25 protein-coding genes and 4 pseudogenes are annotated in these 25,112 nt (G+C 33.8%); 7 read left to right on the top strand and 22 right to left on the bottom strand.

All coding sequences use genetic code 11. From position 1 onward, the window contains the following. Window positions 1–9 precede the first annotated feature (9 nt). The 7 genes from BFG57_RS10690 to acnA form a co-directional block, all read right to left on the bottom strand. Complete coding sequence (locus BFG57_RS10690; RefSeq protein ID WP_069717485.1) at window positions 10–435, bottom strand: acyl-CoA thioesterase; 426 nt, start codon at window positions 433–435, stop codon at window positions 10–12. A gap of 3 nt (window positions 436–438) precedes the next feature. Next, a complete protein-coding gene (locus BFG57_RS10695; RefSeq protein ID WP_083249196.1) occupies window positions 439–2,796 on the bottom strand; it encodes an AAA family ATPase in 2,358 nt (785 codons plus the stop codon). Window positions 2,797–2,913: 117 nt separating this feature from the next. Beyond that, window positions 2,914–3,147, bottom strand: a complete 234-nt coding sequence (tlp, locus tag BFG57_RS10700; protein ID WP_069717507.1) for a small acid-soluble spore protein Tlp — start codon at window positions 3,145–3,147, stop codon at window positions 2,914–2,916. 50 nt (window positions 3,148–3,197) lie between these two features. Then, entirely contained in the window at window positions 3,198–3,341 is a 144-nt protein-coding gene (locus BFG57_RS10705; RefSeq protein ID WP_069717486.1) for an acid-soluble spore protein N, read from the bottom strand. Between the two features lie 55 nt (window positions 3,342–3,396). Beyond that, window positions 3,397–3,543, bottom strand: a complete 147-nt coding sequence (locus tag BFG57_RS18410; RefSeq protein ID WP_083249199.1) for an FbpB family small basic protein — start codon at window positions 3,541–3,543, stop codon at window positions 3,397–3,399. Between the two features lie 335 nt (window positions 3,544–3,878). Further along, the gene (locus BFG57_RS10710; RefSeq protein WP_069717487.1) at window positions 3,879–4,427 is read right to left on the bottom strand and encodes a TlpA disulfide reductase family protein; all 549 of its coding nucleotides are present in this window, start codon (window positions 4,425–4,427) and stop codon (window positions 3,879–3,881) included. A gap of 443 nt (window positions 4,428–4,870) precedes the next feature. Continuing rightward, entirely contained in the window at window positions 4,871–7,573 is a 2,703-nt protein-coding gene (acnA, locus tag BFG57_RS10715; protein WP_069717488.1) for an aconitate hydratase AcnA, read from the bottom strand. Between the two features lie 225 nt (window positions 7,574–7,798). On the opposite strand from acnA, the gene sspO reads away from it, so the two are divergent. Next, window positions 7,799–7,948, top strand: coding sequence for a small acid-soluble spore protein O (sspO, locus tag BFG57_RS10720; RefSeq protein ID WP_069717489.1), 150 nt, complete (start codon window positions 7,799–7,801; stop codon window positions 7,946–7,948). A 32-nt stretch (window positions 7,949–7,980) separates the two neighbouring features. Here sspO and BFG57_RS10725 read toward each other — a convergent pair whose 3' ends face one another. Then, complete coding sequence (locus tag BFG57_RS10725) at window positions 7,981–8,238, bottom strand: hypothetical protein (protein WP_069717490.1); 258 nt, start codon at window positions 8,236–8,238, stop codon at window positions 7,981–7,983. A 119-nt stretch (window positions 8,239–8,357) separates the two neighbouring features. On the opposite strand from BFG57_RS10725, the gene BFG57_RS10730 reads away from it, so the two are divergent. After that, window positions 8,358–8,501, top strand: coding sequence for a small acid-soluble spore protein P (locus BFG57_RS10730; protein ID WP_069717491.1), 144 nt, complete (start codon window positions 8,358–8,360; stop codon window positions 8,499–8,501). On the opposite strand, the gene selA is transcribed toward BFG57_RS10730, so the two are convergent. Then, window positions 8,489–9,901, bottom strand: a complete 1,413-nt coding sequence (gene selA, locus BFG57_RS10735) for an L-seryl-tRNA(Sec) selenium transferase (RefSeq protein WP_069717492.1) — start codon at window positions 9,899–9,901, stop codon at window positions 8,489–8,491. The genes BFG57_RS10730 and selA overlap by 13 nt on opposite strands. 51 nt (window positions 9,902–9,952) lie before the next feature. Next, window positions 9,953–10,144: pseudogene (locus BFG57_RS10740) on the bottom strand (Rdx family protein); the annotation flags it as partial. 177 nt (window positions 10,145–10,321) lie between these two features. On the opposite strand from BFG57_RS10740, the gene selD reads away from it, so the two are divergent. Then, window positions 10,322–11,377 (top strand): selenide, water dikinase SelD, encoded by a 1,056-nt coding sequence (gene selD / locus BFG57_RS10745; RefSeq protein ID WP_083249197.1) that lies wholly within the window; start codon window positions 10,322–10,324, stop codon window positions 11,375–11,377. A 202-nt stretch (window positions 11,378–11,579) separates the two neighbouring features. Here the strand turns inward: selD and BFG57_RS10750 are convergent, their stop codons facing one another. The 4 genes from BFG57_RS10750 to selB all read right to left on the bottom strand — a co-directional run bounded on the left by BFG57_RS10750 (window position 11,580) and on the right by selB (window position 15,694). Then, the gene (locus BFG57_RS10750) at window positions 11,580–12,644 is read right to left on the bottom strand and encodes a DUF1835 domain-containing protein (protein WP_069717495.1); all 1,065 of its coding nucleotides are present in this window, start codon (window positions 12,642–12,644) and stop codon (window positions 11,580–11,582) included. A 41-nt stretch (window positions 12,645–12,685) separates the two neighbouring features. Then, complete coding sequence (locus tag BFG57_RS10755) at window positions 12,686–13,141, bottom strand: hypothetical protein (protein WP_069717496.1); 456 nt, start codon at window positions 13,139–13,141, stop codon at window positions 12,686–12,688. Window positions 13,142–13,192: 51 nt separating this feature from the next. Continuing rightward, complete coding sequence (locus BFG57_RS10760) at window positions 13,193–13,657, bottom strand: hypothetical protein (protein ID WP_069717497.1); 465 nt, start codon at window positions 13,655–13,657, stop codon at window positions 13,193–13,195. A 117-nt stretch (window positions 13,658–13,774) separates the two neighbouring features. After that, complete coding sequence (gene selB / locus BFG57_RS10765) at window positions 13,775–15,694, bottom strand: selenocysteine-specific translation elongation factor (protein WP_069717498.1); 1,920 nt, start codon at window positions 15,692–15,694, stop codon at window positions 13,775–13,777. A 306-nt stretch (window positions 15,695–16,000) separates the two neighbouring features. Here selB and BFG57_RS18415 point away from each other — a divergent pair, with 306 nt between their 5' ends. The 3 genes and pseudogenes from BFG57_RS18415 (at window position 16,001) to BFG57_RS10775 (ending at window position 17,279) form a co-directional block, all read left to right on the top strand. Then, the gene (locus tag BFG57_RS18415) at window positions 16,001–16,324 is read left to right on the top strand and encodes a CHY zinc finger protein (RefSeq protein WP_083249198.1); all 324 of its coding nucleotides are present in this window, start codon (window positions 16,001–16,003) and stop codon (window positions 16,322–16,324) included. Between the two features lie 20 nt (window positions 16,325–16,344). Further along, window positions 16,345–16,545, top strand: coding sequence for a GNAT family N-acetyltransferase (locus BFG57_RS10770; protein WP_069717499.1), 201 nt, complete (start codon window positions 16,345–16,347; stop codon window positions 16,543–16,545). 15 nt (window positions 16,546–16,560) lie between these two features. Then, a pseudogene (locus tag BFG57_RS10775) lies at window positions 16,561–17,279 on the top strand (nucleotidyltransferase domain-containing protein). A gap of 37 nt (window positions 17,280–17,316) precedes the next feature. Here the strand turns inward: BFG57_RS10775 and BFG57_RS10780 are convergent. From BFG57_RS10780 to BFG57_RS10805, 7 genes and pseudogenes are all read right to left on the bottom strand, one after another. Further along, window positions 17,317–19,212, bottom strand: a complete 1,896-nt coding sequence (locus BFG57_RS10780; RefSeq protein WP_069717500.1) for a stalk domain-containing protein — start codon at window positions 19,210–19,212, stop codon at window positions 17,317–17,319. Between the two features lie 225 nt (window positions 19,213–19,437). Beyond that, entirely contained in the window at window positions 19,438–19,710 is a 273-nt protein-coding gene (locus BFG57_RS10785; RefSeq protein ID WP_139125114.1) for a hypothetical protein, read from the bottom strand. Between the two features lie 157 nt (window positions 19,711–19,867). Beyond that, the gene (locus tag BFG57_RS10790; protein ID WP_069717502.1) at window positions 19,868–20,146 is read right to left on the bottom strand and encodes a hypothetical protein; all 279 of its coding nucleotides are present in this window, start codon (window positions 20,144–20,146) and stop codon (window positions 19,868–19,870) included. Then, window positions 20,121–20,264 (bottom strand): annotated as a pseudogene (locus BFG57_RS19265) (ABC transporter ATP-binding protein); the annotation flags it as partial. The gene BFG57_RS10790 and the pseudogene BFG57_RS19265, both read right to left, overlap by 26 nt. 556 nt (window positions 20,265–20,820) lie before the next feature. Next, complete coding sequence (locus BFG57_RS10795) at window positions 20,821–21,768, bottom strand: polysaccharide deacetylase family protein (protein WP_069717503.1); 948 nt, start codon at window positions 21,766–21,768, stop codon at window positions 20,821–20,823. After that, window positions 21,761–23,110: a glycosyltransferase family 2 protein gene (locus tag BFG57_RS10800; RefSeq protein ID WP_069717504.1), complete on the bottom strand. Its 1,350-nt coding sequence runs from the start codon at window positions 23,108–23,110 to the stop codon at window positions 21,761–21,763. Before BFG57_RS10800 ends, BFG57_RS10795 begins: the two co-directional genes overlap by 8 nt. After that, on the bottom strand, window positions 23,110–23,949 hold the full coding sequence (locus BFG57_RS10805) for a glycoside hydrolase family 16 protein (RefSeq protein ID WP_069717508.1): 840 nt from the start codon (window positions 23,947–23,949) through the stop codon (window positions 23,110–23,112). Before BFG57_RS10805 ends, BFG57_RS10800 begins: the two co-directional genes overlap by 1 nt. A gap of 189 nt (window positions 23,950–24,138) precedes the next feature. On the opposite strand from BFG57_RS10805, the pseudogene BFG57_RS19270 reads away from it, so the two are divergent. After that, window positions 24,139–24,342: pseudogene (locus tag BFG57_RS19270) on the top strand (IS4 family transposase); the annotation flags it as partial. Between the two features lie 281 nt (window positions 24,343–24,623). Here BFG57_RS19270 and BFG57_RS10810 read toward each other — a convergent pair. Continuing rightward, on the bottom strand, window positions 24,624–25,112 hold a 489-nt coding region (locus BFG57_RS10810; RefSeq protein WP_139125116.1), incomplete at its 5' end, for a transposase.

The following is a 25,112-nucleotide window of genomic DNA, read 5'->3' on the forward strand; positions in this document are numbered from 1 at the left end:
TTTTTCACCTTATTCAGGCTTTTTTTTCACCCTTTCATACATCTCATGCCATTCTGGATAAGCCGTTTTTATTCGTAGCGGACGGAAAGTATCTTTATTAGCGAGTACATGTTCAGATTGACCCGTTACAGCAACTTCTCCTGCATCGTTAAGTACTTCATAGCCATATACAATCCTTATTCCATTATACTTTTCTACCCATGTTCTTACCGTTACTTGCTCACCATAAAAAATAGATTTTTTATAAGATGCTCGTACATCTAATACTGGTGATATAATTCCTTCTTGCTCAATCTTAGCATAGTTGAAACCAAGATCACGAATTAAATCTGTACGACCTACTTCCATCCAAATAATATAATTAGCGTGATAGACAACACCCATTTGGTCTGTCTCCGCATATCGAACTTGTATTTTTGACTCTGACACATGCATAGTTTAATCCCTCTCCCTATCCTCAATCGCTGCTCTGAAATCACATAGCTTCAAATGAGACAATTGCTCATCATTTTCTTCTATCATTATACGATATGCTTGCTTTTGAATTGTCTCATCCACTAGATTCGTCACAAATCTTCCATTTCCTTCAATGGATTGCGTTTGATAATAGAGAGTAAGTTCATTCTTTGTTTCTTCATCTAACTTATAGCTATAAGATTCAGCATATGACGTAGTTAATGCTGTTAGTTCTTCAGGCAAGTAATCTGGAAAATCAAAGAATTTCTTAAAGCGTGATGCAAGCCCCGGATTAAATTCTAATAGTTCTTTCATTAATTTTGGATAACCAGCTAAGATTACTACGAGGTTATTTTCATGCTTTGTCATCTCTTCTACTAACGTATCAATAGCTTCTTTTCCAAAATCATTTTGAGACATAGACATGAGTGAATATGCTTCATCAATGAATAATACTCCCCCTAGAGCCTCACGAATTTTCTTTTTAGTTTTTAAAGCTGTTTGGCCGATATAGCCTGCTACTAAATCTGCTCTACTTGCGGTTACAACATGCCCACGTTTTAATAGTCCGCTATCTTTTAATATGTGAGAGAAGATTTCTGCTACAGTTGTTTTTCCTGTCCCTGGATTACCTGAAAAGACAGAGTGTAAGTGGATAGGTACTGTCTTCAGTCCACTTTCCCTTCTTCGTTGTTGAAGTTTAACGAATGCGGTTAATGTTTTTACTTCTTTTTTTATAACATCTAATCCTACTAGACGTTCTAAACGTTCATATGATGTACTTGTATGATCAGATGATTCTTTAAGTTCAACATCCTCTTTGTCAATTATCGTGAAATCGATGACATCTAACACTTGTTTTTCTGCTAACTTTGCGCCCTTTTGAAAGACTGCATCCATCAAAATGTTTTTAACTGTTCGAGCATTCCCAAATGATTCATCTATACGTTCCTTATCAATTCTATGTTCAATTTCTAATAATGCTTCTTCTGTTAATACAAAATCATTTTCTAGTCCTGTCTTTGTAGCAATTTGGATTAATTCTTCAGTAGAATAGTCATCTAAATGAAAATGATTACTTTCTGGGAAACGGCTTCTTAGACCAGGGTTTGACCATAGAAACTGACGCATTTCTTCCGGATAACCAGCTAAAATAACAGCAAATGTACCTGCATATTCTCCGCTTGTCATTGCTGAAACTAATGTATCAATAGCTGTTTGGCCATAATCGTTTCCTGATTGACCATCCCTACGTAAACTATAAGCTTCATCAATGAATAATACGCCACCTTGAGCTTGTTTTACGATATTCATCACATTCTCTTCAGTTTGACCAACATATGAACCTACCAAATGTGAACGATCAACTTCAGTTATCTCTGAGCGTTCAAATATCCCTAGTTCGTGATAGATCTTTGCAAATAGTCGTGCCAAAGTAGTCTTACCCGTTCCTGGATTACCAGTTAGTATCATATGAAGCTGTAATTCATCTTTAAACTGATAACCTTCCGACTTACGAAGCTGTTGATACTGCAGAAAATGATAGAGCTTGCGGACTTTCTCCTTAATTTCATTAAGACCAATCATATTCTCTAATTCTGTTAAACAAGATTGTTTTGTATCAGTTTCTGATTGATCAAATTGTTCAATCCATTTTCTTTTTAGTTCTTCAACTTCAGAAATCGCTTCTTTCATTCCTGTTACATAGTTTGAAGAATGAAAATTGCCTGCTAACGAATTAATAAAGTTAGTTGAGTATTGTACTAAGCTTGCTAGTGATTTTTCTAATTGGATTAACATCCCATGTAATTTTGAATATGTTTCTTCTAAATCTTTATTATCAACAAGACGTGCTGCTCTTAAACCTGTTTGAAAAAGCTGATAATGTTGTTCAATTTCATCTAGGAAGCTGTCACTTGTTTGAATATATTGCTGAGCAACTGTACGCTTTCCTTGACGGTTATCTGTTTCACGAATTAATGGAAACATTAATTCATTCAATAAATTCATTGATTTTTCAAGCTGTATGTTTGCTATTATTTCTCCAGCCAATTTCTCTTCTTCATTATAATGTAGAGCAGTTTCTGCCCATTTCTCTGACAACTGATCAATTTTACCTAGTCGTTTCATTCTGATATTAGAAAGTAATCCTAACAAAGATGCTTTCAAGCTAAAATATTGCGTATGTGTCTGATACTGTTCTAGTATTTTTAGCAACTTTAGACCATCTGTTTCACTATATAAATCAATTGTTGTTGCCCATTCTGTTATTATTTCTTCAATCTGTTCTATTGATAACGCACTTGTAAGTTGCACAGTTTCACCAACCTTCAAAAACATCTTACCATATTGTTGAGAGTAGATTAAAATATTTATTACTAGTTATTATGTTATAAAATAAATACGGTAAGTGAAATTTTAATGAAACCAATAAAAAAACCGGCTTATAAGGCCGGTTTAGAATTCCCCATTTTCTCTTGCATTTGCTTCATCTTGAATTTCTTCACGCATAGCAGCAATACTTTCTTCTCGTCTTTTATTTTTTGCTTCAATTTGAGCACGCTCTTCACCAGAAGAAAATTGCATCGTTTCGTGAGATTCTTCAATGTTTTCGATTGTATTTTGTACTGCATCTTGTAACTTTTCTACATTATCACTACGATCATCAGGATTGGGACGATTGTTCACTATTATCACTCCTTCATCATTTTCAAAACTTAGGATGTCTTAAACGAAAGCTTTTATTCCCCTTTTGTTTGAATAACAGTCGGAGTGTCACCTGTTTTGTTTTGACGTTTCTTTCCGTTATTTACCGTTGACTCACGAGGTTGTGTTCCGGGATGTCTTGGTACAAAATCTTTTGGATTACGTTTAGGATTACCCATTTATTCACCTTCTTTTCAAAAGTGTACATAGGTAGTATCTACAACGTACTAGTTATTATTCATGTAATGCAATACCAGATTGTTTTTGAGCACGCCTTTCCATTCGTTCTTCAATTTTCTCCAATGCTTGTCGATCGTTTAATAACTCTTGTTTATTTTCTGCTATTAATTGTTGTAAAGTACGTTTCTTATGTTTTCTCATCATATACATCCTTCCTTTATCTTTCTTTTCAATATGCCCTAAAAGTTTAGATAGTAAACAATTTTCAGATATTTTTTAGCGTTACTCTTCATTTTTTTACAAACTTATATACATTTGCAATTGTTCCGATAGAACATACTATATTGTCAAGTTACCAAGAGTGGTAAAATTTTTTCAACTTCCCTTTAACATTAATTGAACTTATCATGACACACATCGCAGTTTTCATTAGAGCTATGCACACATTGTTCTTTACTTCTTGTACTTCCTATGTATTAAAAAGGAGATACAAAAAATTAATGCACCCCTCCTGTCATACAGTAGGGGTGCATTATTTAATCCAAACTCTCGGTAATCGATTTCATTTGTTCATAAGTTATTGAACCTAATACCTGTTGTTGCATTATGCCATTGGAATCAATAAAGAAAGTAGTTGGTAATGTCACTACGTGATACATATCAGTATTGACAATTCCTTCTTCATCCAAAAGGATTGGAAACGTTAACTCATACTCATTAACAAAATCTTGAACATCTGAAGCTCTTATTTCAGTTTGAGTTGCATTGACCGCAAGCACAATTACATCATTGTCCTTATTTTCCTCGTAAAATTTCTGCATCTCTGGCATTTCTTCCTTACATGGAGGACACCATGTTGCCCAAAAGTTCAAGATGACCTTTGTACCCTTTAACTCCTGTAATGAAACCTGTTCCCCTTGTAAGTTAGTAAGAGAAAATAATGGTGCAACTCCACCCTTTGTGAGAACCATATCAGATGCGGCTTGTGCTGGAAATGGCTCAGCTTCCTTAGAATCAAGGTAAGATGTTATTACGCCATACACAACTAACCCGATAATAAAAATTGAAGCAATAATTCTCGTCACGTTTCATACCTCCTGTAATTATATCTTACTAATATGCTTATTAAAATAGCAACTATCTTGTAAAAAGTATGTATACAAAGATAACTATTTTGTTTCCTATCAACAATTTTTAAAAGAACTAGGAAAAATTACACTTAATTACTCATTTGAATAGCATTTCATTATGCAGAAAATATGCAGATATAAAGACACTTCTTTAAATTTATTACTGGAAATGAAGATAATTATTTGTTTTATATAATCCTAGTTATTAATATGCAAGTAAACTACTACATTTCAATAGCATACTCATTTTTTAAATTGTATTCAACTCTTTGTAATTTAATCACGCTAATTAAAGTGATTATGTTAATTTTACGAAATGATATAGTACAGAATGATTCAGATAAATGAAAGACAATAAAGACAGTGCTAAGGGCACTGTCTTTATTGTCAAACTTATATTAATTTGATAATTTTTCACGAAGAACCATTTGTAAGATACCACCATGACGGTAGTAATCAAGCTCAACTTCACTATCAAATCGAGCAATAACTTCAAATTCTTTCGTATTGCCAGCTTCATCAGTCGCACGAACTGTTACAAGGTCACGTGGTTTAACATTTTCATCAATTTGAACTTCGATGACTTCTTTACCTGTTAAGCCTAGTGATTCATGGCTATCTCCCTCTTTAAATTGTAGTGGAAGTACACCCATTAGAACTAAGTTACTGCGGTGAATACGCTCATAGCTTTCTGCGATAACTGTTTTAATTCCAAGAAGGTTCGTACCTTTTGCTGCCCAGTCACGTGATGAACCCATACCATAGTCTTTTCCTGCAAGAACAACTAGACCTGTATTTGATTCTTTATATTTCATTGCAGCATCATAAATGTACATTACTTCTTCAGTTGGCCAATAAGTTGTCCAACCACCTTCAGTTCCTGGAGCTACTTGGTTACGAATACGAATATTCGCGAACGTTCCACGTGTCATTACACGGTCATTACCACGACGTGAACCGTAAGAGTTAAAGTCACGAGGACTTACTCCATTCGCTTGTAGATATTGACCTGCTGGTGTATCCTTACCAATCGCACCTGCTGGTGAAATATGATCTGTTGTTACAGTGTCACCAAATTTACCAATTACGCGTAAATCGCTAAGAGGTTTAATTTCTTCAGGGTCTTTTGAAAGACCTACAAAGAATGGTGGGTTTTGAATATAAGTTGAATCATCATTCCATGTATATAATGGCTCTTCCGTTGTATCAATCTCATTCCAACGTGAATTGCTGTTAAATACGTCATCATATTCTTTACGGAACAATTCAGGCGTAACTGTTTCCTCAACAACTTTCTGAACTTCCTCTTGAGAAGGCCAAATGTCATTAAAGAATACGTCATTTCCATTGTTATCTTTACCAATTGGATCGTTATTTAGATCAATATCCACTGTACCAGCAAGTGCATATGCAACAACTAACGGCGGAGATGCCAAATAGTTTGCTTTTACAAGCGGATGGATGCGACCCTCAAAGTTACGGTTACCTGAAAGAACAGAAGTGACAGTAAGATCGTTTTCAGCAACTGCTTTTTCAATTTCTTCTTTCAAAGGACCAGAGTTACCAATACAAGTTGTACAGCCATAACCAACAATGTTAAAGCCAAGCTGTTCAAGATATGGTAACAGACCTGAATTTTCAAGATAACCTGTTACAACCTTTGAACCAGGTGCTAGAGAGGTTTTTACAAACTCTGGAACTTGAAGTCCTTTTTCAGTTGCTTTCTTCGCTACAAGACCCGCACCTACTAATACGTATGGATTAGAAGTATTTGTACAGCTCGTAATAGCAGCAATTGCAATCGAACCAGTGTTCATAGTTGTTTCCGTTCCATCTTTCAATGTAACAGTTACTTCTTTATCGAACTCACTTTTATCTAAACCAAGTCCTTGAGTACCAGCTGGAGCTGTTACTGCTTCATGGAACTTATTCTGCATTTTAGATAATGGAATCAAATCTTGTGGACGTTTCGGTCCTGATAAGTTTGGCTCGATTTCGTCTAAGTTAATTTCTACGATGTCTGTATATGTTGGATCTGGTGTTTCACCAGCAATATAGAACATATTATTTGCACGACAGTATGCTTCAACTAAGTTTACTTGTTCTTCTGAACGACCAGTTAAACGCATGTAGTTAAGTGCTTCTACATCAACAGGGAAGAAACCACATGTTGCTCCATACTCAGGTGCCATGTTAGAAATTGTCGCACGATCAGCAAGTGGCATTTCAGCAAGACCTGGACCGAAGAATTCGACAAACTTACCTACTACTTTCTTTTCACGAAGTACTTGTGTTACCTTCAACGCTACATCTGTTGCTGTAGCACCTTTAGGAATTGCACCAGTGAACTTCACACCAATTACTTCTGGTACTGGGAAGTATGAAGGTTGACCAAGCATACCTGCTTCTGCTTCAATACCACCTACACCCCATCCAAGTACACCGATACCATTAATCATCGTAGTATGTGAATCTGTACCTACTAGTGAATCAGGGAATGCTTCAAATCCATTGTCACCTTCAACACCTTGTACAACGTTAGCAAGATACTCTAAGTTTACTTGGTGAACGATACCTGTTGCTGGTGGTACAGCACGATAATTATCAAATGATTTTTGTGCCCAATTCAAGAACTGATAACGCTCTTGATTTCTCTCAAATTCTAAGTTCATGTTAAATTCAAGAGAATCGTCCGTTCCATACTTGTCTACTTGTACTGAGTGGTCAATTACAAGGTCAACAGGGATCTCAGGGTTAATTTTGTCTGGATCTCCACCCATATCAGCCATTGCTTTACGAAGTGAAGCAAGGTCAACAACTGCAGGAACTCCTGTGAAATCTTGTAAAATTACACGAGAAGGCTTAAATGGTACATCGATAGATTTTTGCTTATCTGTACCCCAGTTAGCCAAATTTTCGACATGTTCTTTCGTAATAACTCTACCATCTTGCTGTCGAAGAACTGATTCAAGCAGAACACGAACTGAATATGGTAATCGAGATGTGTCCGATACGTTATCAAGTGCTTTTAAATTGTAATAATTGTACGTTTTACCGTTTACTTCAAATGATTGACGTGCATTAAAAATATCATTTGACATATGTATTACCCCCTCGAATCTTATCAAAAATAAGTTTACATTTTGTAAAAATTACTGAAAAAATGAACTTTCTGTTACATTGTAAAACATCTTATCATATAAGTAAATAACAACTAAGTTATCAAAATATATAAGATTGGCTTATGAAAGCACTTTTATTCAAATATTTAAGAAATGTATAATTATTTGTTGCTTACCGACATTATAAATGGAGGTGAGCTTTAAATGGCAAAACGTAAAGCCAATCATATTCGTCCTGGGATGAATGCATCAAAAGCACAAGGCCAAGGCGCAGGATATAATGAAGAGTTTGCTAATGAACCATTAACTGCTGAACAAAAACAAAACAATAAAAAACGTAAAAAAAATCAATGATCAAAAATAAAACCCGCATTAATTAGCGGGTTTTATTCTTGATTCACTTGTTGAACAATATTTTTAAGATCGTGTTGAAATTGTTGTAGTTGACTATATTGATGCTCAGAAGCCGTTTCGAGTGCATTATTAATTTGCTCAAATGCCTCATTTACCTCTTGCTTTAAATGTTTAAGTTGTGAACCATAATCAGCTCGCTCAACGACAATACTTTCATAAGCATCCTTCGCTTGGTCTACTCCTTGTTGAGCAGCTTGAAATGCCTGTTGCTTATTTTTATTATACGGCAAATTCAACACTCCTTTTCTAATGTACATAGTATATCGTTTCCTTCTAAGACTATTTCATACGCATAAAACGTGTTGGAACACACAAATTATAGCTGTGTTCAAAAAAGGAGGGAATTAGAATGGAACGAAATACTGGAAAAGACATTCGCAAAAACGCACATAACGGTGAAACATCAGGTCAGCCTGAACCATTAAGTGGTTCGAAAAAGGTGAAAAACCAGAACCATTCACGACAAAAGAAACATTCAAGTCATGATTTATAAGCAGACTCAATTTCTATCAGTGAGCGAACGATGAGTTGCAGTTCAGACGGGTCAATCGTTCGAAAATCTAAATATATATGATCATTTTTAATGCGGCAGACAATGCTTGGTGTACCGTGACGGAGCTTAACACTAAGATCTTGAGCACTAAAATAGTAGTTATTCATTTTTACAAGCGATGTTTGTAACTCTACACCAGGCATTGTACCTCCGCCAACTTGTGATGTTCCTTCAACAATATCGATAGAATAATCAGATGTTTTCTCTTTAACCATACATTCAAAGTCTAACGCAACTTTGTTAATTTCTTTTTGCGTTTTAAGTAAATCTCGAACGACTGGTAACTGTTTGATTTCGTTTTCATTTTTTAAGTATGGTTGAAGTGTCGCTTCTAAAGCAGCAAGTGTCATTTTATCAACACGTAATACACGTGCAAGTTGATGTTTTTTTAATTTATCTATTATTTGTTTTCTTCCTGCTATAATACCAGCTTGTGGACCACCTAATAGTTTATCTCCACTAAACGATACGAGATCGATTCCTCCTGCTAATACATCTTTAACGTGTGGTTCATCTCCAATTCCATAATTAGAATAATTGAAGAGTGCTCCACTTCCTAAGTCTTCGTATACAATTAAATGAGGGAACATTTCTTTAATTGACACTAATTCATCAGATTCAACCGACTTTGTGAATCCGATTGTTTTAAAATTACTCGTATGTACCTTCATTAACATAGCTGTTTGCTCATTTATTGCTTGCTCATAATCAAATAAATGAGTCTTGTTCGTCGTACCAACCTCGACAAGCTTTGCTCCGCTCTCCTCCATTATAGATGACACTCGAAACGATCCACCGATTTCAACTAACTCTCCCCGTGAAACGACCACTTCTTTTTCATTAGCAAGTGCTTTTAAAATCAAATAAACAGCAGCAGCATTGTTATTCACAACCATAGCACTCTCGGCTCCAGTTACTTCACAAATAATCCCTTCCACAACATCATGACGTGAACCTCTTTTGCCTCGTAACAAGTCAAATTCCAAGTTCGAATAATTCTCTGCCGTTTCAATAACATGTTCAATCGCAGCCTTACTAAGCTTCGCACGACCTAAATTGGTATGTAAAACTGTACCTGTACCGTTAATAACTCTCTGCAAATGAAAAGTGGATTGTTGGTTAATAATTTCTCGTAAATGTTCGAAAATATCGTTAGTCAGATTACTAACCTCACCATTCCACTCTCCTTTTATCATTTGCTGTCGAATATGACTGACTGATTTACTTAGCCATTTTGTAAGTTGGTCGATTTTCAAACCCGTTTCTTCTATAATGGTTTGAAACCGCCGATCCTTTTGTAATTCATGTACAGCCGGAATGTTTCGTAAATATTGCTTCATTATAAGCCTCCAATATACTATATAAAAAGTCCGACCAATGGCCGGACTTGATTATTTGTTCATCTGTTCCATTACTTCAATCATTTTCTCAAAGTCAGGAAAAGTTCCTTCTTCAAGTTTTGAAAAGATCTTTACGCTATTTACAGTTATCTCAAATGCCCCACCTGAACTAGGTATTAATTCTACATTTGATACTTTACTTCTAAAATGGTTAAACAACGTTTCCGCGAAACTCGCGGCTTTAGGTGCATAGTTTCACATCATACAAAATTCAACAGAAACTTTGTAATTCATAGTATTTCCTCCTAATGATAATATCTTCCATTGTAACTGATTTCTAGAATGGTTGCAAAAGTTCAGCTTTCTACTCGAATTCTCATCTTATCTGAGTATATAATATGTAAAAAGGAGGTGGAATCAATGAGCGAACATGAAAAAATTCGTTTAACGAGCCTTTCTACTAAAGCTGGCTGAGGCTGTAAAATTGGTCCAGAAGACTTGTCGCAAGTTTTGCGATACTTACCAAAACAATCAGATGATCCTAACGTTCTTATTGGCACTGAAACATCAGATGATGCAGGTGTTTACAAATTATCAGATGATACTGCCCTCATCCAAACTGTTGATTATTTTACTCCAATTGTGGATGATCCATATACGTTCGGTGCTATTGCTGCTGCAAACGCATTAAGTGATGTATATGCAATGGGCGGCACACCAAAAACCGTTTTAAATATTGTCGGCTTCCCTATTAAGAAACTAGGAAGTGAAATGTTAGCTCAAATTCTTCTTGGTGCATCCGACAAAGTGCAAGAAGCTGGAGCTATAACTATCGGAGGTCATTCAATAGATGATCAAGAACCGAAATTTGGTCTTTCTGTTACAGGAACTGCACATCCAGATCAACTTTATCAAAACGTTGGTGCAAAAGAAAACGATGTGTTAGTTCTAACAAAACCGATCGGAGTGGGTATTCTAACGACTGCAATAAAGAGAAATGTCGTTACATTAGCACAAGAAGAATCCGTTATAAAAACGATGATAACTTTAAACAAAGTTGCTAGCATCGAGCTTAAACCGTTTGACGTTCATGCTGTTACAGATGTAACAGGTTTTGGCTTACTCGGTCATGCTTATGAGATGGCAAGTGGCAGTAACGTAACATTTGAATTATCGTTTAGTGATATTCCACTGTTAGATGGTACGAAAGATCTTGCACACAAAGGAGTAATTCCTGGTGGCTCGAAATCAAATCATCGTTGGTTAAAAGATTTCGTTACATATGATGAAACCTTAACTGAGATTGATCAACTAATCTTATGTGATGCCATTACATCTGGAGGATTACTCATATCTATGCCGGCAGATGATGCTGAAAAATATCTTTCAACATTAAAACAAACAACTAATACTGAAGCTACGATTATTGGAAAAGTAGTAGCACATAACGATACATGGATTAATGTAAAGAAATAACTATGACTAGGAAAGTGAACCATTTATCACATGGCATTAAACGTTAAGAATCCCACTTCAAAACTTAGAAAAGTTAACGAAGTTTTAATGGGAGAGGGCCTTGGTCATACCCTTGTGGCAGTAAGCTTCGGTAATTACATGATTGTTTCAACTAACCATCAGTGGAGGATGAAGATTAAGCCCCACTGATGGAAGTTTCTTCTTACATAGATTCAGCTTCCTTTAACTCTTTAAGCTTTACACTATAATACATCATTGCCTTAGGTACACCTTCTATATGAAATATACCGTCAATGATTAACTGTCGTAAACGATATTCAATAAATTGATCTCCTAATCGTTGGTTTAAATAACCGATTACTTCACCAATTAACCTTGCAGACTTCATAAATCCTACTTCCTTTTGGTTATTATGAAGTTTCCGAGCCTTATTGATTATATATTCATCATAATAATTTACGTCAACTGCCTCTATTTCTCCATTCTTCCAAATGTGCAATAAACCTTGATTATTTGATAACTCTTCCCATTCATCCATCAACGGTTGCTTTTCGATAGCGGTTAACGGTTTAAGTTCCTTAATATTTGAATATAAGGAGTTCAATTTCTCTGGCGGTAACTCTCCAGTATGTAATGGCTGATAATTAACACGATTATTATTAAAAAGTTTCTCATATAATTTTGACGTATTCATAACTGTTACATTGTTTCTATTTTGATCCAATAAAGTTAACACAAAACGAAGACCCATCTGTTCATTTGAGTTATCCGCAATCCAAATCACAATTGGTACATGCTCGCGTATTGATTGAATTTCTGTTTGCTTTCGTTTGAAATTCTCCTCATACTCAAATAGAAATTCCTCATCACAGTTGATATGGTTCCATAACCATTTACGTCTTTGTTCGCGTCCACTTTCATCAGCTAAATTTTGAATCGGACCGTAACAAAAGAATTCAGATAGTGAAATTACTCTTTCTTCCTTCCATTTGTTCACATCTTTCAACATATTATTTAAACTTCCTGACGTAGAAGCACTAAAAACTATATGTATGACTTTCTCGTGTTCTGTTTTCTCAAAATCTTGTGATTTATATCTCTGTAAGTCATTGACCATTTTTTTGAGATCATTTGTGAATTCAACCTCAGAGTAATTCGTTTTCTCAACCATTTGTAAGCGGATTAATGCTAACTGTAAAAAGCTTTTCGCTTCTTCCTCGGATAACTGTTGGATCATTTTTTTAAACTCAGTTATCTTATGCAACATGTTTATACCTCTCTTAATATGTGATTTGTATTTTGATACACCTATGATTGTTCAATTTGAACTTCCTCTAATTCTAGTTCCATCTGTGACCAACGTAACCCACCTATGATTAATCCACCAACGATATAAGCAGTTAACCTAATGATTAGTTCTGATAATCTAAATCCTTGTGAAAAATCTACATCTAATCCCCAACTCATTATTCCTAGTGGTAGACCCCAACCTAAAATACCTCTTGTGAATATATAGTAATACACACCTCTTTTTCTAGTTGATTTCCATTTCTCCAATTGTTGTTCTTTCGTTGGTTGTTTTTTTATCAAAACCAATAAAGATAAAACAAAAAAAATAATGCCTACAAAGTTACGAAAATATAACGAAAAAGGATGATTAGCTTCTAATCCCCAGTTTATTACCCAAATACCTATAAGAATAGAAATTAATGAAGCGATAATCTGTGACACTTTGATTCGATCAAATATTTTTTTCTTAGCCATACCATTACTCCAATTCTCTCAAAAACCTTAATATGTAACTATAATCAGATTTCATTTCTGAAACTTATATTTGTAATTTTCTTCTATTAATTCTTCTTCCCTCTTCGACCATTGGACCCATCCTGAAAATAATCCGAAAATGATTATAAACGGTGAAATTTCTAATAAATCTGATAACATAATGCCTTGTGAAAAATCTGTATCAAACCCCCAAGCAATTAACCATATCGGCACACTATAACCTAATAAACCTCTCGTGAAAATATAATAATATACTCCTCTCTTTCTAATTAATTTCCATTTCTCTAATCTCTGTTCTTTCGTTTCCGGTTTATTCTTCAGAGATTTGAATATTAATGATATGAGAATAACACCTACAGTAAAATAAAAAAACAATGAAACAGGGTCATTTTTTTGTAAACCTTCTCTCAAAAACAAAACAATAAATAAAAATATGATTAATGAATTGATAAACCACGTTACTTTTTTTCGAACAGTAATTTTTTTTGATTTCATTTTATGCCCCCAGCTCTATTAATCCTTAAAAATAACTATCAGTGAAATCTCTTTATGTTCAACACTGATTCGAAGTCGAATCAACTATAGAATTACCTATATGTATCCTATCGATCATTAATCTTTATTTACACGTAATGTACTAACTGAATTAATTAACCATTTCCTCTCATTATCCAGTCGAATTGTATATGATAGATGATCTAATAGTTCTAGATATGGAATCACATATTTTCGTGATAGTCCTAAAATTTCTTTTGCATTATTTAAAGTGAAGGTATTATCTGTTTGTTTAAATAACTTAAATAACGTCTCCATAAAAGCGTCTTGATGAACTAACATTTTATCGGTTAAAGCCTCTACAGTTTGTGTTGTTAATAAAAACTTCTTTAACAATGTTGCTTCTTCTTGAGGTAACGAAACTTCAGCTGTATATTCACTCCACTCTTTCACTTGTATACCATCTTCTTTAAGCAAACTAACTGCCTCTTCCATTCGTTTTGCCCATTGTTTTGGATAGTGTGGAGTGAATGATGGCAAGGCAAGATACTGTTCCCATTGTATTAATTCATTATTGGATAACATCATTTGGATGGTTGCCTCACTTAATTGCTTTGGAATATGTGAGATTAATTGAATTAATTCAGCTTTATTCAAACCCATGCTCATTGGGAATTTGCAGTGATGATGATCCAATTGTTGGTTAATGACCTTCTTCATTTGCTCAATCGTTTGTGAAGCCGAATAATACTCTGTTTTCACTTCAATGATACCACCAGTTTCCAACTCTTCTCGTAGAACAGATTGTAGTGAATCCTCATTGAGTGATGTTGCTTTTATTAAATTTTGAAACGAACAGCACTTATCTTCTGTTAATACATCATATACTCGTTGTTTCGGTGTGCCTTGCTTCTTCTTCAATAAATTCATAATCGTTTCTTCTCCAAAGCGGTACCGTTCACCTTTCGGATTTATTACCCATCCGCCAGCAATTGTTTCAACTGGTGTTGGCCTCCTTAAAATAAATCGATCGCCACGTCTGACAACCACATCTTCATCAAGCCTTAACTGACAAACGACCTCTTCATCACATTGTTCAATTTTATTGCGGTCAAAAAAAATAATTTTACCCGTGACTTCTGACGTACCGACATGCAGATTTACTGGCATTCGCTGTTTAATCGGATGTAATAATTGATGAGCAAATTGTAATGCTACATCGATAGTCTTTGTTACGATAAAGTGATGAGAAGATACTAATACATCGCCTCTCTTCAATTCATCTTTTGATATCTGGCTTACATTAATTGCTACACGCTGACCTGCCTTCGCAGTTTGCACGGTTTCATTATGAACTTGAATTTGCCTCGCTTGTACTACTTTTTCATCTGGCAAGATAGTTAATGAAGCACCTTGATGTACCTCGCCTTCAAATACCGTTCCCCTCACAATCGTACCTTGACCTTTTATTGTAAAAACTTGATCAATTGGTAAACGAAACGAACCAACTCGATTGCGAGCTTCAACATTTTCAAGCAACATCAATAACTTCTCTTTCAATATATCTATTCCTTTATGAGTTAAACTATCTACAGAAACCATTTCCATGTCTTCAAATTGCGTACCTTGAAGCTCATCACGTACTTCTTCTATTACAAGCTCCCTAAAATCATTATCAACTCTGTCAACCTTCGTTATTGCAATAATGCCTTTATGTACCCCTAAGAAATTCAAAATCGCCAAATGTTCTTTCGTCTGTGGCATAATCCCTTCATCAGCAGCAATGACGATAATAACTGCATCTATTCCCGCTACACCAGCGATCATTTGTCTTATAAACCGCTCATGTCCTGGTACATCAATAATTGATACTGAATGTTCTTCATCCAATAGGAGCGGAGCAAAACCTGGTTCTATCGAAATATTTCGCTCTCGTTCTTCTTTTAATCGATCAGTATTTATATTCGTTAATGCTTTTGTCAATGTCGTTTTCCCATGATCAATATGACCAGCCATGCCAACCGTAAAGGATGTCATGCTATCACCTCACTTGCAACAAAATGATGTTAATAAGTAACTATGAGTTAAAAATTACTTTTTCTAATATATTCCTACATTATCATGATACAATAGTTTAATTAAAGTTTGCTACCTTATAGAGGATGTTCAAAAAGTCTGGGGAAAATGACTGTCGAATAACTGCGTTGACTTGCTTTTCAGCTCCTCATGTACCCTACAAACGTACACTCCGGTGCTCACCCATAACCGCCTTGTTCTTCTCCGTCATTTTTGAACACGCTCTTATATATTTTTTCAAACCATACATGAATCGAAGGTGAAATTATGAAAGTAAAAGGGCTAATAATCGACGATGAGACACGTTGCAAACATTATCATACAAAGGAAGATATTATCGCGATCAAATTTTATTGTTGTGATACGTATTATCCATGCATAAAGTGCCATGACGAATGTGCGGATCACAATCATCAGGTCATTCCAGAAAGTAAGTTTAACGAAGAAGCGATATTATGTGGCGTATGCAAGTCAGAACTTACCGTAGATGAATATCTGAACAGCAAATCTACATGTCCTAGATGTTCTTCGGCTTTCAATCGTGGATGTGAAAACCATTACCACTTATATTTCGAAAAAACTAAACAATAAACATAGGAGGTATAAATAACATGACTGGACTATTTGGATTTAATGAGATGGCATTGAACAAAATTTGGTTACGTGTAGATATAGACAATAATAAAGCGATTAAATCTTACCAAAAAATTGGTTATGTTGAGGAAGGAACATTAAGACAAGATCGATTGCGCAATGGTCTATTTGTCGATCGAATGAGAATGAGTATATTAAAAACTGAATTCCACTATTAAATTAAGGAGGTTTATATGACGAATTCTACAAGATTACAACCATTTGAAGTAGCTCAACAATTTATTAAAATAAATTTCCCAACCTGTCAGGCAGCCATTCTTGCTGGAAGTGTAGTTCGTGGAGAAGCGACTGAAACGTCTGATTTAGATATTGTTATTTTTGATAAAGATTTAAAATCTTCATACCGAGAATCACTAATCCAGTTTGAGTGGAAGATTGAACTTTTTGCACATAACTTAACTTCCTATAAGTACTATTTTAAAAAAGATGTTGAAGAGGCTAGACCTTGTATGCCAAGGATGGTAAACGAAGGAATAATTATTAAGAATTCTGGCGTTTTGAAAGTTATAAAAGCAGAAGCCAAAAACCTATTGGACGCAGGTCCAAAAGAATGGTCAATAGATACGATAAATATAAAACGTTATTTTATATCTGATGTATTAGATGATTTGATAGGATCAAAAATAGGGAGGAATCAATTTTTATTGCCAATAAATTAGCTGATTTAGTAAGTGAATTTATTTTACGAACAAATCGAAAGTGGCTCGGCTCATCTAAATGGTTATTTCGTTCATTAGTTCATTATGACGAACAACGTGCAATAGATTTTGTAAAAGCATTCGATGCTTTTTATAAGACAGATGAAAAAGATAAGTTAATTCAACTGACGGAAAACGTTCTTGAACCTTATGGAGGTCGTTTGTTCGAAGGGTTTTCAATTGGAAAAACGTAGGGATTAGGACAACCCCTACGTTTGTTTTTTGGCATTATTACTCAACGGTTGAGATTTCAAGAGCCATAGCTAGTGCAGCGCCACCAGCATGCATAACTTCTAATTCAATAACATCCTCGGTTCCGTTTATTTCATAATCAATCACCTTTACCGTATCTACCATTGGCTCTAAGATCGGTGAAATAAATACACCTTCGCTCGTTTTCACAGCACCATTATATAATCCACCGCGTCCCCCCATAGAAATCCGAACTGTTTTCTCTTCACCCGTAGGATTTGTAATCGGAATTATAACTTTATAAACCGCTCCATAATGACCGGTATTCTTAATAACGCCATCCTCCTTCATAAAGGATGTTGTCTCTGAATACACGTTATCTGTTTGTCCATTCGAAAAGCTATAAGCAACTGGTTCATTATCAACTTGATAAGTAGGTAACTTAGCTTCGAGTTCTACACCTTGCCAAGTACCACGGGGATGAGGGCGTTCAAGATCTAACTTTGTTGGTTTCCCTATAATTTCACTAAGAGACGTATTGTCTTGAGTTATTACAGTTCTCACTTTATAATGAAGCGGTCCATCACCACTATTTCTCTCTACTGTAAAATCATCTAGAAATCCAAGCAAATAATCTTTATTTACAGTAAATTCTTGCATAACAACTATTTCACCTTGGTTAACAATCGTTTTATCCAACTTAACCTGAGTTAATTTATCAGTAAGAACCGTCTCAGCAATAGGTAATCCAACATCATAATTCGCCCAACCATTTGAGCTTGATCGATTAACTCCTTCTAAACCTTTAATCTCAATATTATTTGTTTGAGAGAGATTCTCTATCGTAATTCCAATTTTAACTTTGTCATCTAGATTGTTAATATGCCAACCAAATACCCTATGTTCAACTGAGCTTTCATCGGATTTAACTTCATCGTGCCATAATACTGTACTATTTTCGGTAATTGTCTGTTTATCTAATATTTCAGGATTATCACTCACCATCAAACGTCTATTTCCAACTAAACTAACTCCTGGAACGTCAATTGGAGTTACAATTTGTCTATCTTCCTCTGTTAAAAAGCTCGTCTTAAACTTAGGTCGATTTATATAGATATATGTTGTCTTGTTTTCAATGATGTAATGAGCAATTCCACCGAATGCTTCAACAATAAAGCGAACAGGTGCGAGAACTTCTCCTTTGTATTCAATTGGAAATTCTGTCGTTTGAATTCGCTCACCATTAACAAAAGCATACGTTTCACCTACAAACAACGTCATTGTTGCTCCATCCAACTGAACATTAATCTGATTTCCTTCTCTTGTCCAATAAATATCATTGTGTAAACCATCTAATATCGCTTCTACTGAAACATAATTCCGCCCATTTTTATAAATTGGAATTATTTCAGAATCTAAAGGTTTATCATTTAACATAAAAGTTGAATCGATTAATTCATGAACTTGATCTTCAGGTAAACTAATCGTAATTAAACGTGACTGGTCATTCCAATCAACAATTCCACCATATGCTTCACCTACGAAACGTAACGGAATATATGTACGTCCGTTATATAGAGTAGCAGGTACATCTAATGAAATAACTTCATCCCCAACCATTGCTTCTGTTTCATTAATCTTTAATTGTATAGCTTGTCCTGCTCTAACAGCGAACACGCTCTTTTCTTCTTCATTCCAATCTACAACTGCTCCCATAGACTCAAACACAGTCCTTAATGGAATAAGTGTACGTTTATTTTGTAATATTGGATATACCCCGTCTAACGAAAGCTTTTCACCATCAACAACAATTTGAATATCTTTCACTTCTTTTATATTTTGTCCATTATAATTTGCTGCTGAAACCGGTATAACTGTAACTTGTAGTAGACAAATGATCATAACAAATATTGTTACAATGCGTTTAGACCACATTGATGAAACCTCCTCAATCTTTTATTATCTCTCTATTTTTATAACTAAGAATGATTATAACATCCAAATAATGAAATAACCATTTTATTCAAAAAAACTCCCAATAATTTATATGCGACGTTTTTCTCCTTTAATAAAGTGTAGTAAATTAACTAAGATAGAATTGTCCTTTAAAAAGAAGGTGTATTGAAAGTGTTATATACACTTTCAATACACCTATTCCTTTTATTCAAATGCTTTATTTATAAAATCTGGCACATGATTCTCATCCAATTGTTCGAAATAAATCGTGCCATTAACTAGTTTAATTTTGATGACATATTTTCCATATCCATATCGGCTTGTATTCATAAGTATTTCATCTATCTGAGCAAGTTCAGTAATTTTAACAACTTTACTTTTCTCTTTATTCTGTTCAAAAACAGCATCGGTTGCACGATATTCCATATCACTTTGATAAACCTGTACAATTTCCATCGACTCGACATCATTAGCCATAAGCTTCGTAAGTTCTAAAAATTACTATAAAAACGTACATTTTTAATTTCTTTTTCGAAGAACCCAAAATTAAAATGAGATTTTTTATAAATCTCTGATTCAATAATTGGCTTAAATTTATTTTCAAACTCTCTTACTGGAATCGTATATTGCCTTGTTAACGTACTTCCAAATCCTTCGTCTGTAAATACCGGAAGAGAAATATCCCAGCTAAAATCGACAAAGTATAAATAAAAATAATTTGAATTGTCACTCCGATATCAAAATAAGTTTCTAAATTATCATATGTACTTCGGAATGAATCCTCATTGATCATGAGCATTTGTAATGGTAAAGCAAATAAAAGACCCAATAAGTAGAGGACACTTACCCAGCCATGTTGTCTCAAATCTTGTTTCACAATCCCTACGTTAAATAAGGATTTTTTCGACTTCATAACCGATATCCCCCATTTCATAAATAAAGATTTCTTCTAATGTTAATGGCAACAAGTCAAATACGAGTGGATGGAAAGATTGAATTTGTTCCTTAATTTCATTATCACTATCTCTTACGTAATTCTCAATAAAAATTCAACACACATCTCAAATTTACTCAAGTCTAATAAATTTGAATGCATACTAAAACCTCAAATAAAATATTTTGAATCATCAATTTTCAAAAACACTTGGATTTTTCAATAAAAAAGCACAGGACTCTGCGTTTGTTGCAAAGTTGTGCACTTCTTTCAATAAATAGGACTTATATCTAAATTTTCTATGTGCTTTTAATGGATTTCGAGAATTATGGAACCAAAGGTTTTCATTTTAACTTTACTAATTAAAAAGATTGTTGTTCTACTCTTTTGATATTGTGCATACATGATAGTATAGTTGAGCAACTAATCATTTAAACCGCTGAAGGAAATTCATCTTGATTAGAATTCTATTTTATCAATATGTCATTAAGTCATTTTAATGATACTGCATGTAATCAAAACTGAACTACTCTGTCTTACGCACACTATTGTAAACCTTCTAAAAATTTTTGAATAACAGCAAACGTTAAAACAAAAGTTCTTAAGATAATTTGAAATAATACTTCTAACTGTAAAATATATTTTATTTCTGTTCATTTTTGAACATATGTTTTGAATTCAGTGAATGTAGTTGATGAAAAAATAGAAAATCGGGGGATTTCATACAAATGATCTTTCGAACTAGCGACTCTTTCCTCTGTAGTAAATGCCATTTTAAATCCTAGTTTTTTTAATACATCTATAGATTTTGTTGTGTACTCTCCGTAAGGGTATGCAAAACTAAGGTTTTCACCATCTAATTGAAAAACACTTATTTTAATATCTTCCATTACATTTTCAATAGTTTTTGTAACTAGATATGGCTTATCATCTCTCTCATTGTGATCTTTCTTATGAAAATTATATGTGTGACTTTGATACTCAAATACATCACAGCTTTGTTTCAATTCTTTTAAACTTGCATACTGAACATACTTAGGCGTAAAAGGATACGTTCTATTTGTTACTGCTCCAGTAATTACAAAAACAGTGGCTCTAAAACCATACTCTTTTAATATAGGATATGCCTCAATTATATTATCTTTATAACCATCATCAAAAGTTAATACAACAGTTTTTTCAGGAATCTTTATCTCTTGATTTAAGAATGCATATAATTCCGACATTGAAAGAGTCTGATAACCATTATTTTTCAGAAATAACATTTGCTCTTTAAAATCTTTTGTCTTCACCACCATTGGGTTAATTTTCCCGTTAATATAATGACGTTTATCTATATCTTCTTCATCTATAATTCTGTGATACAGTAAAATAGGAATAGTTTCAGTTTGTGATCCATCTAATATGAGATTTCTGACTGATCTTTCTGACCCTCTTTCACAACTATTTAAAGAGAATGATTGATGTTTAGGAAAAATCCCATTATGTTCTTTTACTAAGATATCATATTTTTCAATGACATATCGAAATGAAAAAGCAAGTATAAATAATAAAACAAAAAAACCGAAAGCTACGAAAAATTTCATGATTTTCTTATTCATACTTTTTCTCTCCTTTCCAGCTTATATTTCCTGAACGTTCGAACTTATCCCATGATTGGGGTTTATAGAAATATGACATTGTTCCATATATTACAAAAGAGAGATTAATCATACGAAAAAAGAAGATTTCTATTGGTAGGAAAAAGAAAATTCTAAACGTATCAATCATTGAGAATTTTACCCCATGAAGAGAACTTACATAAATAGTCGTAATAGATTGATAAATAAACAAGAAAGTAGCTCCAATACCCAGCAACAATAATAAAACTACGTGACTAGTATTAAAGAGTAATAAAATAGGAGTAGCAACTACAGGGAACGCATTCATTGTCCCAATAATGAATTGATCAACTAGAAAAAAGAGTGAGAACCTTATTGAGAATTTATTAAAATAACATTTACGATAATGAATTAAACATTCGATAAAAGCTTTTTGCCAACGAACCCTTTGTTTAAACATATCTTTTAAAGTATCTGGACACTCTGTATAACATGAAGCTGTAGGTACAAATGCAATCCTCCACTTTTCATTATTTTCTTTTATCCACTTATGAAGCTTAAGTGTGATATCCATATCTTCACCAATTGTTCTTCTAAAACCTTGAATATTAAAAAGCGTTTCTCTTCTAAATGCCCCAAAAGCTCCTGATATTACTGTAATAGCTTCTAATGTTTCTTGTGCCCTTTTATGCAGGTAGAAAGCTGTTAAATATTGAAGGAATTGATATTTAATTACACCTTTTATTTTAAATGTCGGCCTAAGGTTTTGAATATGTCCTTCAAATGCTTGTGCAATAAGCACAGTTCCACCACAAGCGAGCACATTCTCCTCTTGAAATTTGTGATTCATCTCGTTTATAGAATTCTGATCCAAATAACAATCTGCATCTAAAGTTATTATAATTTCCTGAGTGCTTAATGCTATACCAGCATTCAATGCATCTGCCTTCCCTCCATTTAATTTATCTACTACATAAATGCTTGAATTTATTTTAGACTGGTAAATAGTTCTTATTTGCTGATATTTTAGCCTTGAATCTAACTTACGCTCAATTATCTTTAAATCTAATTCATCTCTTAAAAGAATCATCGTATCGTCTGTTGATCCATCATTTACTAAGATAAGTTCTGCGTTAGCGTAATTCTGTGTACAAAAACCAGATATACAATGTTGTATTACTTTTTTTTCATTAAATGCTGGAACAATGACAGAAAAACTATATTGCTTAGAAATTTTGCTTCGTTTCCTTTTTTCGTTTTTGAATAGTGGAATCATTATATAAATAGTTTGAAATATAACAAAAGCAGTGAAAATCGCAAAAGAAATGTAAAGAAACACCATTAATCTCCACCCCTTTTATATTGATAAACTCTTACATAATCAATTAACATTTCTTTTGGATAATCGTCATCTGGATCTGGTCCACCTGGCCATATTCCACCAATTGCTGTATTAAAATACAAAAATAGTGGCTTATTAGGCGAAAACTTATCTGTTTCAAAAACTGGTTGTTCGTCAATATACCACTTTATTTTTTCCTCTTCCCATACAAGACTGTATTTATGAAAGCCTTTAGAAAAATCTATATCTTCAGTTCTGTAATGAAAGTAATCCCTCATCTTATGACCGTCTGAGTTTTTCCAGTGCACAACAAAGTATAGCTCATTAGGAGCATGACCTAAATTTTCCATTATATCAATTTCAGGAAGCCAGCTATCTTCATTTGAATTTACAAGCCAGAAAGCAGGGAAAACCCCTTTTCCTCTTGGTAGTTTTGCTCTTATATCAATTTTTCCGTACGTAAATTCAAATTTCCCTTGAGAAGTTATTGCACCAGAAGTATATTTTCTACCTTTAAATCGTTCTTTTTTACTTTCAATAATTAAGAATCCATCTTTAATGATTACATTATCTGGAGTATAATACTGCCATTCTTCATTTTTATAAGCTGCCCAATCCTGTAAATTCCAATTTTGTAAGGAACGCTGATCTTGAAATTCATCACCCCATATGAACTTCCATCGATTGTTCCCTGTTCTTAACTCCAAAGCTTTATTTCGATAATCTTGTTCACTAACTATTTTTTTAATAACTTCAATTTCATGTTGACCAATTATTAATTCTTCATCATAATAACCTGATAACAAAATTAGGAAAGTGAGAAAAAAATAATGTGACAACAATACGACTCTCCCTCCTATTTATTATTAATCAAAGTTTTAGAGTTTTTCTGTAAGGACAAGGGACTTTGCCTTCATTACTGCATCTTAATACATGATGTTATCACTATTATTAAGTTGTTATCGTGGTTTTCTGTAAATGTATGAAAGGGGAGAACTAAGTATGTTCTAAAATTAGTTAAGTAAATTTTGGAATTAGACTACTATACGAAGAAGTTAACGACAAAGTCATTCATAAAATTACTACTCATTGCACAGTTACAAGACGTTAATAGTTTACATTCGCTAAGCGACTATCTTTATGATGATCAACTGCAAAAAGAAATCAACCTGAATTCAATCAGTATTTCTCAGTTGTCACGACGATTAAACGGTATCGATCTCAATATATTTTAACGACTTTTGCTTGATCTAGTCGAACACATGTATTTCAAAACACACGCTACATATTGCGACGCCTTTGAAAATTAATTAAGTTATCGCTTTTACTCTCGTCTGATTGTAAATATAAACTCTCCTTTCCTTTGAACATAACATTAATTGTTATGGACTGAAATAACGATCTTAACTATACAATTTATTTCTTAAAAATTTCTTAAATTGAATCAATTTCATAATGCATCGTTCTAATTAAGGTTAAAAATGCAGAATTTCATTTTTGATGTTTTTTAAGTTTATATAGCTATTGAATTTTGTAGCACCTTACGGTTCATACGATCAATTGCTAGTTTTGTTCCATTATAAATAAGCGTGACTAAGTCAAAATGTACCTTTGCAACTTTTCCACTTCGATGACGTACATTGTTTAGTTGAAAATATTCTTTGAGATAAGCATTCACACGCTCTACAGATGTTCGGTGTTTATAAAGAGTCTTCCACTTTTGAGAACCTCTGGCAGGCTCTGCATATTTTCGTATATTAACTGTACGTTTTATCTTATAGACTTTCTGACACAGTGTGTCATTTGCAAGTGGACATTCCTTACACTCTTTTGGTCGTGTGTATTTCAATGTATGATAAGCCGAATCATAACTATCATATTGATAAGAATGTTCACGAACACAGGTTGGAGCGAAATTCCCGCCAAATCCTTCAACTTCTTGTTCGTTGCGAGGGTTATAAGCGATAATGCCTTGAGCATTCATGTTGTGTAGTTGTTGATA

The organism is Bacillus solimangrovi (assembly GCF_001742425.1).
GTDB classification, from domain to species: domain Bacteria; phylum Bacillota; class Bacilli; order Bacillales; family Bacillaceae_N; genus Bacillus_AV; species Bacillus_AV solimangrovi.

Excerpts from the sequence above, each read along its gene's own strand:
- selB (WP_069717498.1), bottom strand. The coding sequence starts at position 15,694 with ATGACATCCTTTACGGTTGGCATGGCTGGTCATATTGATCATGGGAAA.
- BFG57_RS10760 (WP_069717497.1), bottom strand. The coding sequence starts at position 13,657 with ATGAAATCAAAAAAAATTACTGTTCGAAAAAAAGTAACGTGGTTTATC.
- BFG57_RS10780 (WP_069717500.1), bottom strand. The coding sequence starts at position 19,212 with ATGTGGTCTAAACGCATTGTAACAATATTTGTTATGATCATTTGTCTA.
- BFG57_RS10730 (WP_069717491.1), top strand. The coding sequence starts at position 8,358 with ATGGAACGAAATACTGGAAAAGACATTCGCAAAAACGCACATAACGGT.
- BFG57_RS10750 (WP_069717495.1), bottom strand. The coding sequence starts at position 12,644 with ATGTTGCATAAGATAACTGAGTTTAAAAAAATGATCCAACAGTTATCC.
- BFG57_RS18415 (WP_083249198.1), top strand. The coding sequence starts at position 16,001 with ATGAAAGTAAAAGGGCTAATAATCGACGATGAGACACGTTGCAAACAT.
- BFG57_RS10795 (WP_069717503.1), bottom strand. The coding sequence starts at position 21,768 with ATGAATAAGAAAATCATGAAATTTTTCGTAGCTTTCGGTTTTTTTGTT.
- BFG57_RS10755 (WP_069717496.1), bottom strand. The coding sequence starts at position 13,141 with ATGGCTAAGAAAAAAATATTTGATCGAATCAAAGTGTCACAGATTATC.
- selA (WP_069717492.1), bottom strand. The coding sequence starts at position 9,901 with ATGAAGCAATATTTACGAAACATTCCGGCTGTACATGAATTACAAAAG.
- BFG57_RS10790 (WP_069717502.1), bottom strand. The coding sequence starts at position 20,146 with ATGAAGTCGAAAAAATCCTTATTTAACGTAGGGATTGTGAAACAAGAT.
- BFG57_RS10695 (WP_083249196.1), bottom strand. The coding sequence starts at position 2,796 with ATGTTTTTGAAGGTTGGTGAAACTGTGCAACTTACAAGTGCGTTATCA.
- BFG57_RS10800 (WP_069717504.1), bottom strand. The coding sequence starts at position 23,110 with ATGGTGTTTCTTTACATTTCTTTTGCGATTTTCACTGCTTTTGTTATA.
- acnA (WP_069717488.1), bottom strand. The coding sequence starts at position 7,573 with ATGTCAAATGATATTTTTAATGCACGTCAATCATTTGAAGTAAACGGT.
- BFG57_RS10785 (WP_139125114.1), bottom strand. The coding sequence starts at position 19,710 with ATGGCTAATGATGTCGAGTCGATGGAAATTGTACAGGTTTATCAAAGT.
- BFG57_RS18410 (WP_083249199.1), bottom strand. The coding sequence starts at position 3,543 with ATGAGAAAACATAAGAAACGTACTTTACAACAATTAATAGCAGAAAAT.
- BFG57_RS10690 (WP_069717485.1), bottom strand. The coding sequence starts at position 435 with ATGCATGTGTCAGAGTCAAAAATACAAGTTCGATATGCGGAGACAGAC.
- BFG57_RS10705 (WP_069717486.1), bottom strand. The coding sequence starts at position 3,341 with ATGGGTAATCCTAAACGTAATCCAAAAGATTTTGTACCAAGACATCCC.
- BFG57_RS10770 (WP_069717499.1), top strand. The coding sequence starts at position 16,345 with ATGACTGGACTATTTGGATTTAATGAGATGGCATTGAACAAAATTTGG.
- sspO (WP_069717489.1), top strand. The coding sequence starts at position 7,799 with ATGGCAAAACGTAAAGCCAATCATATTCGTCCTGGGATGAATGCATCA.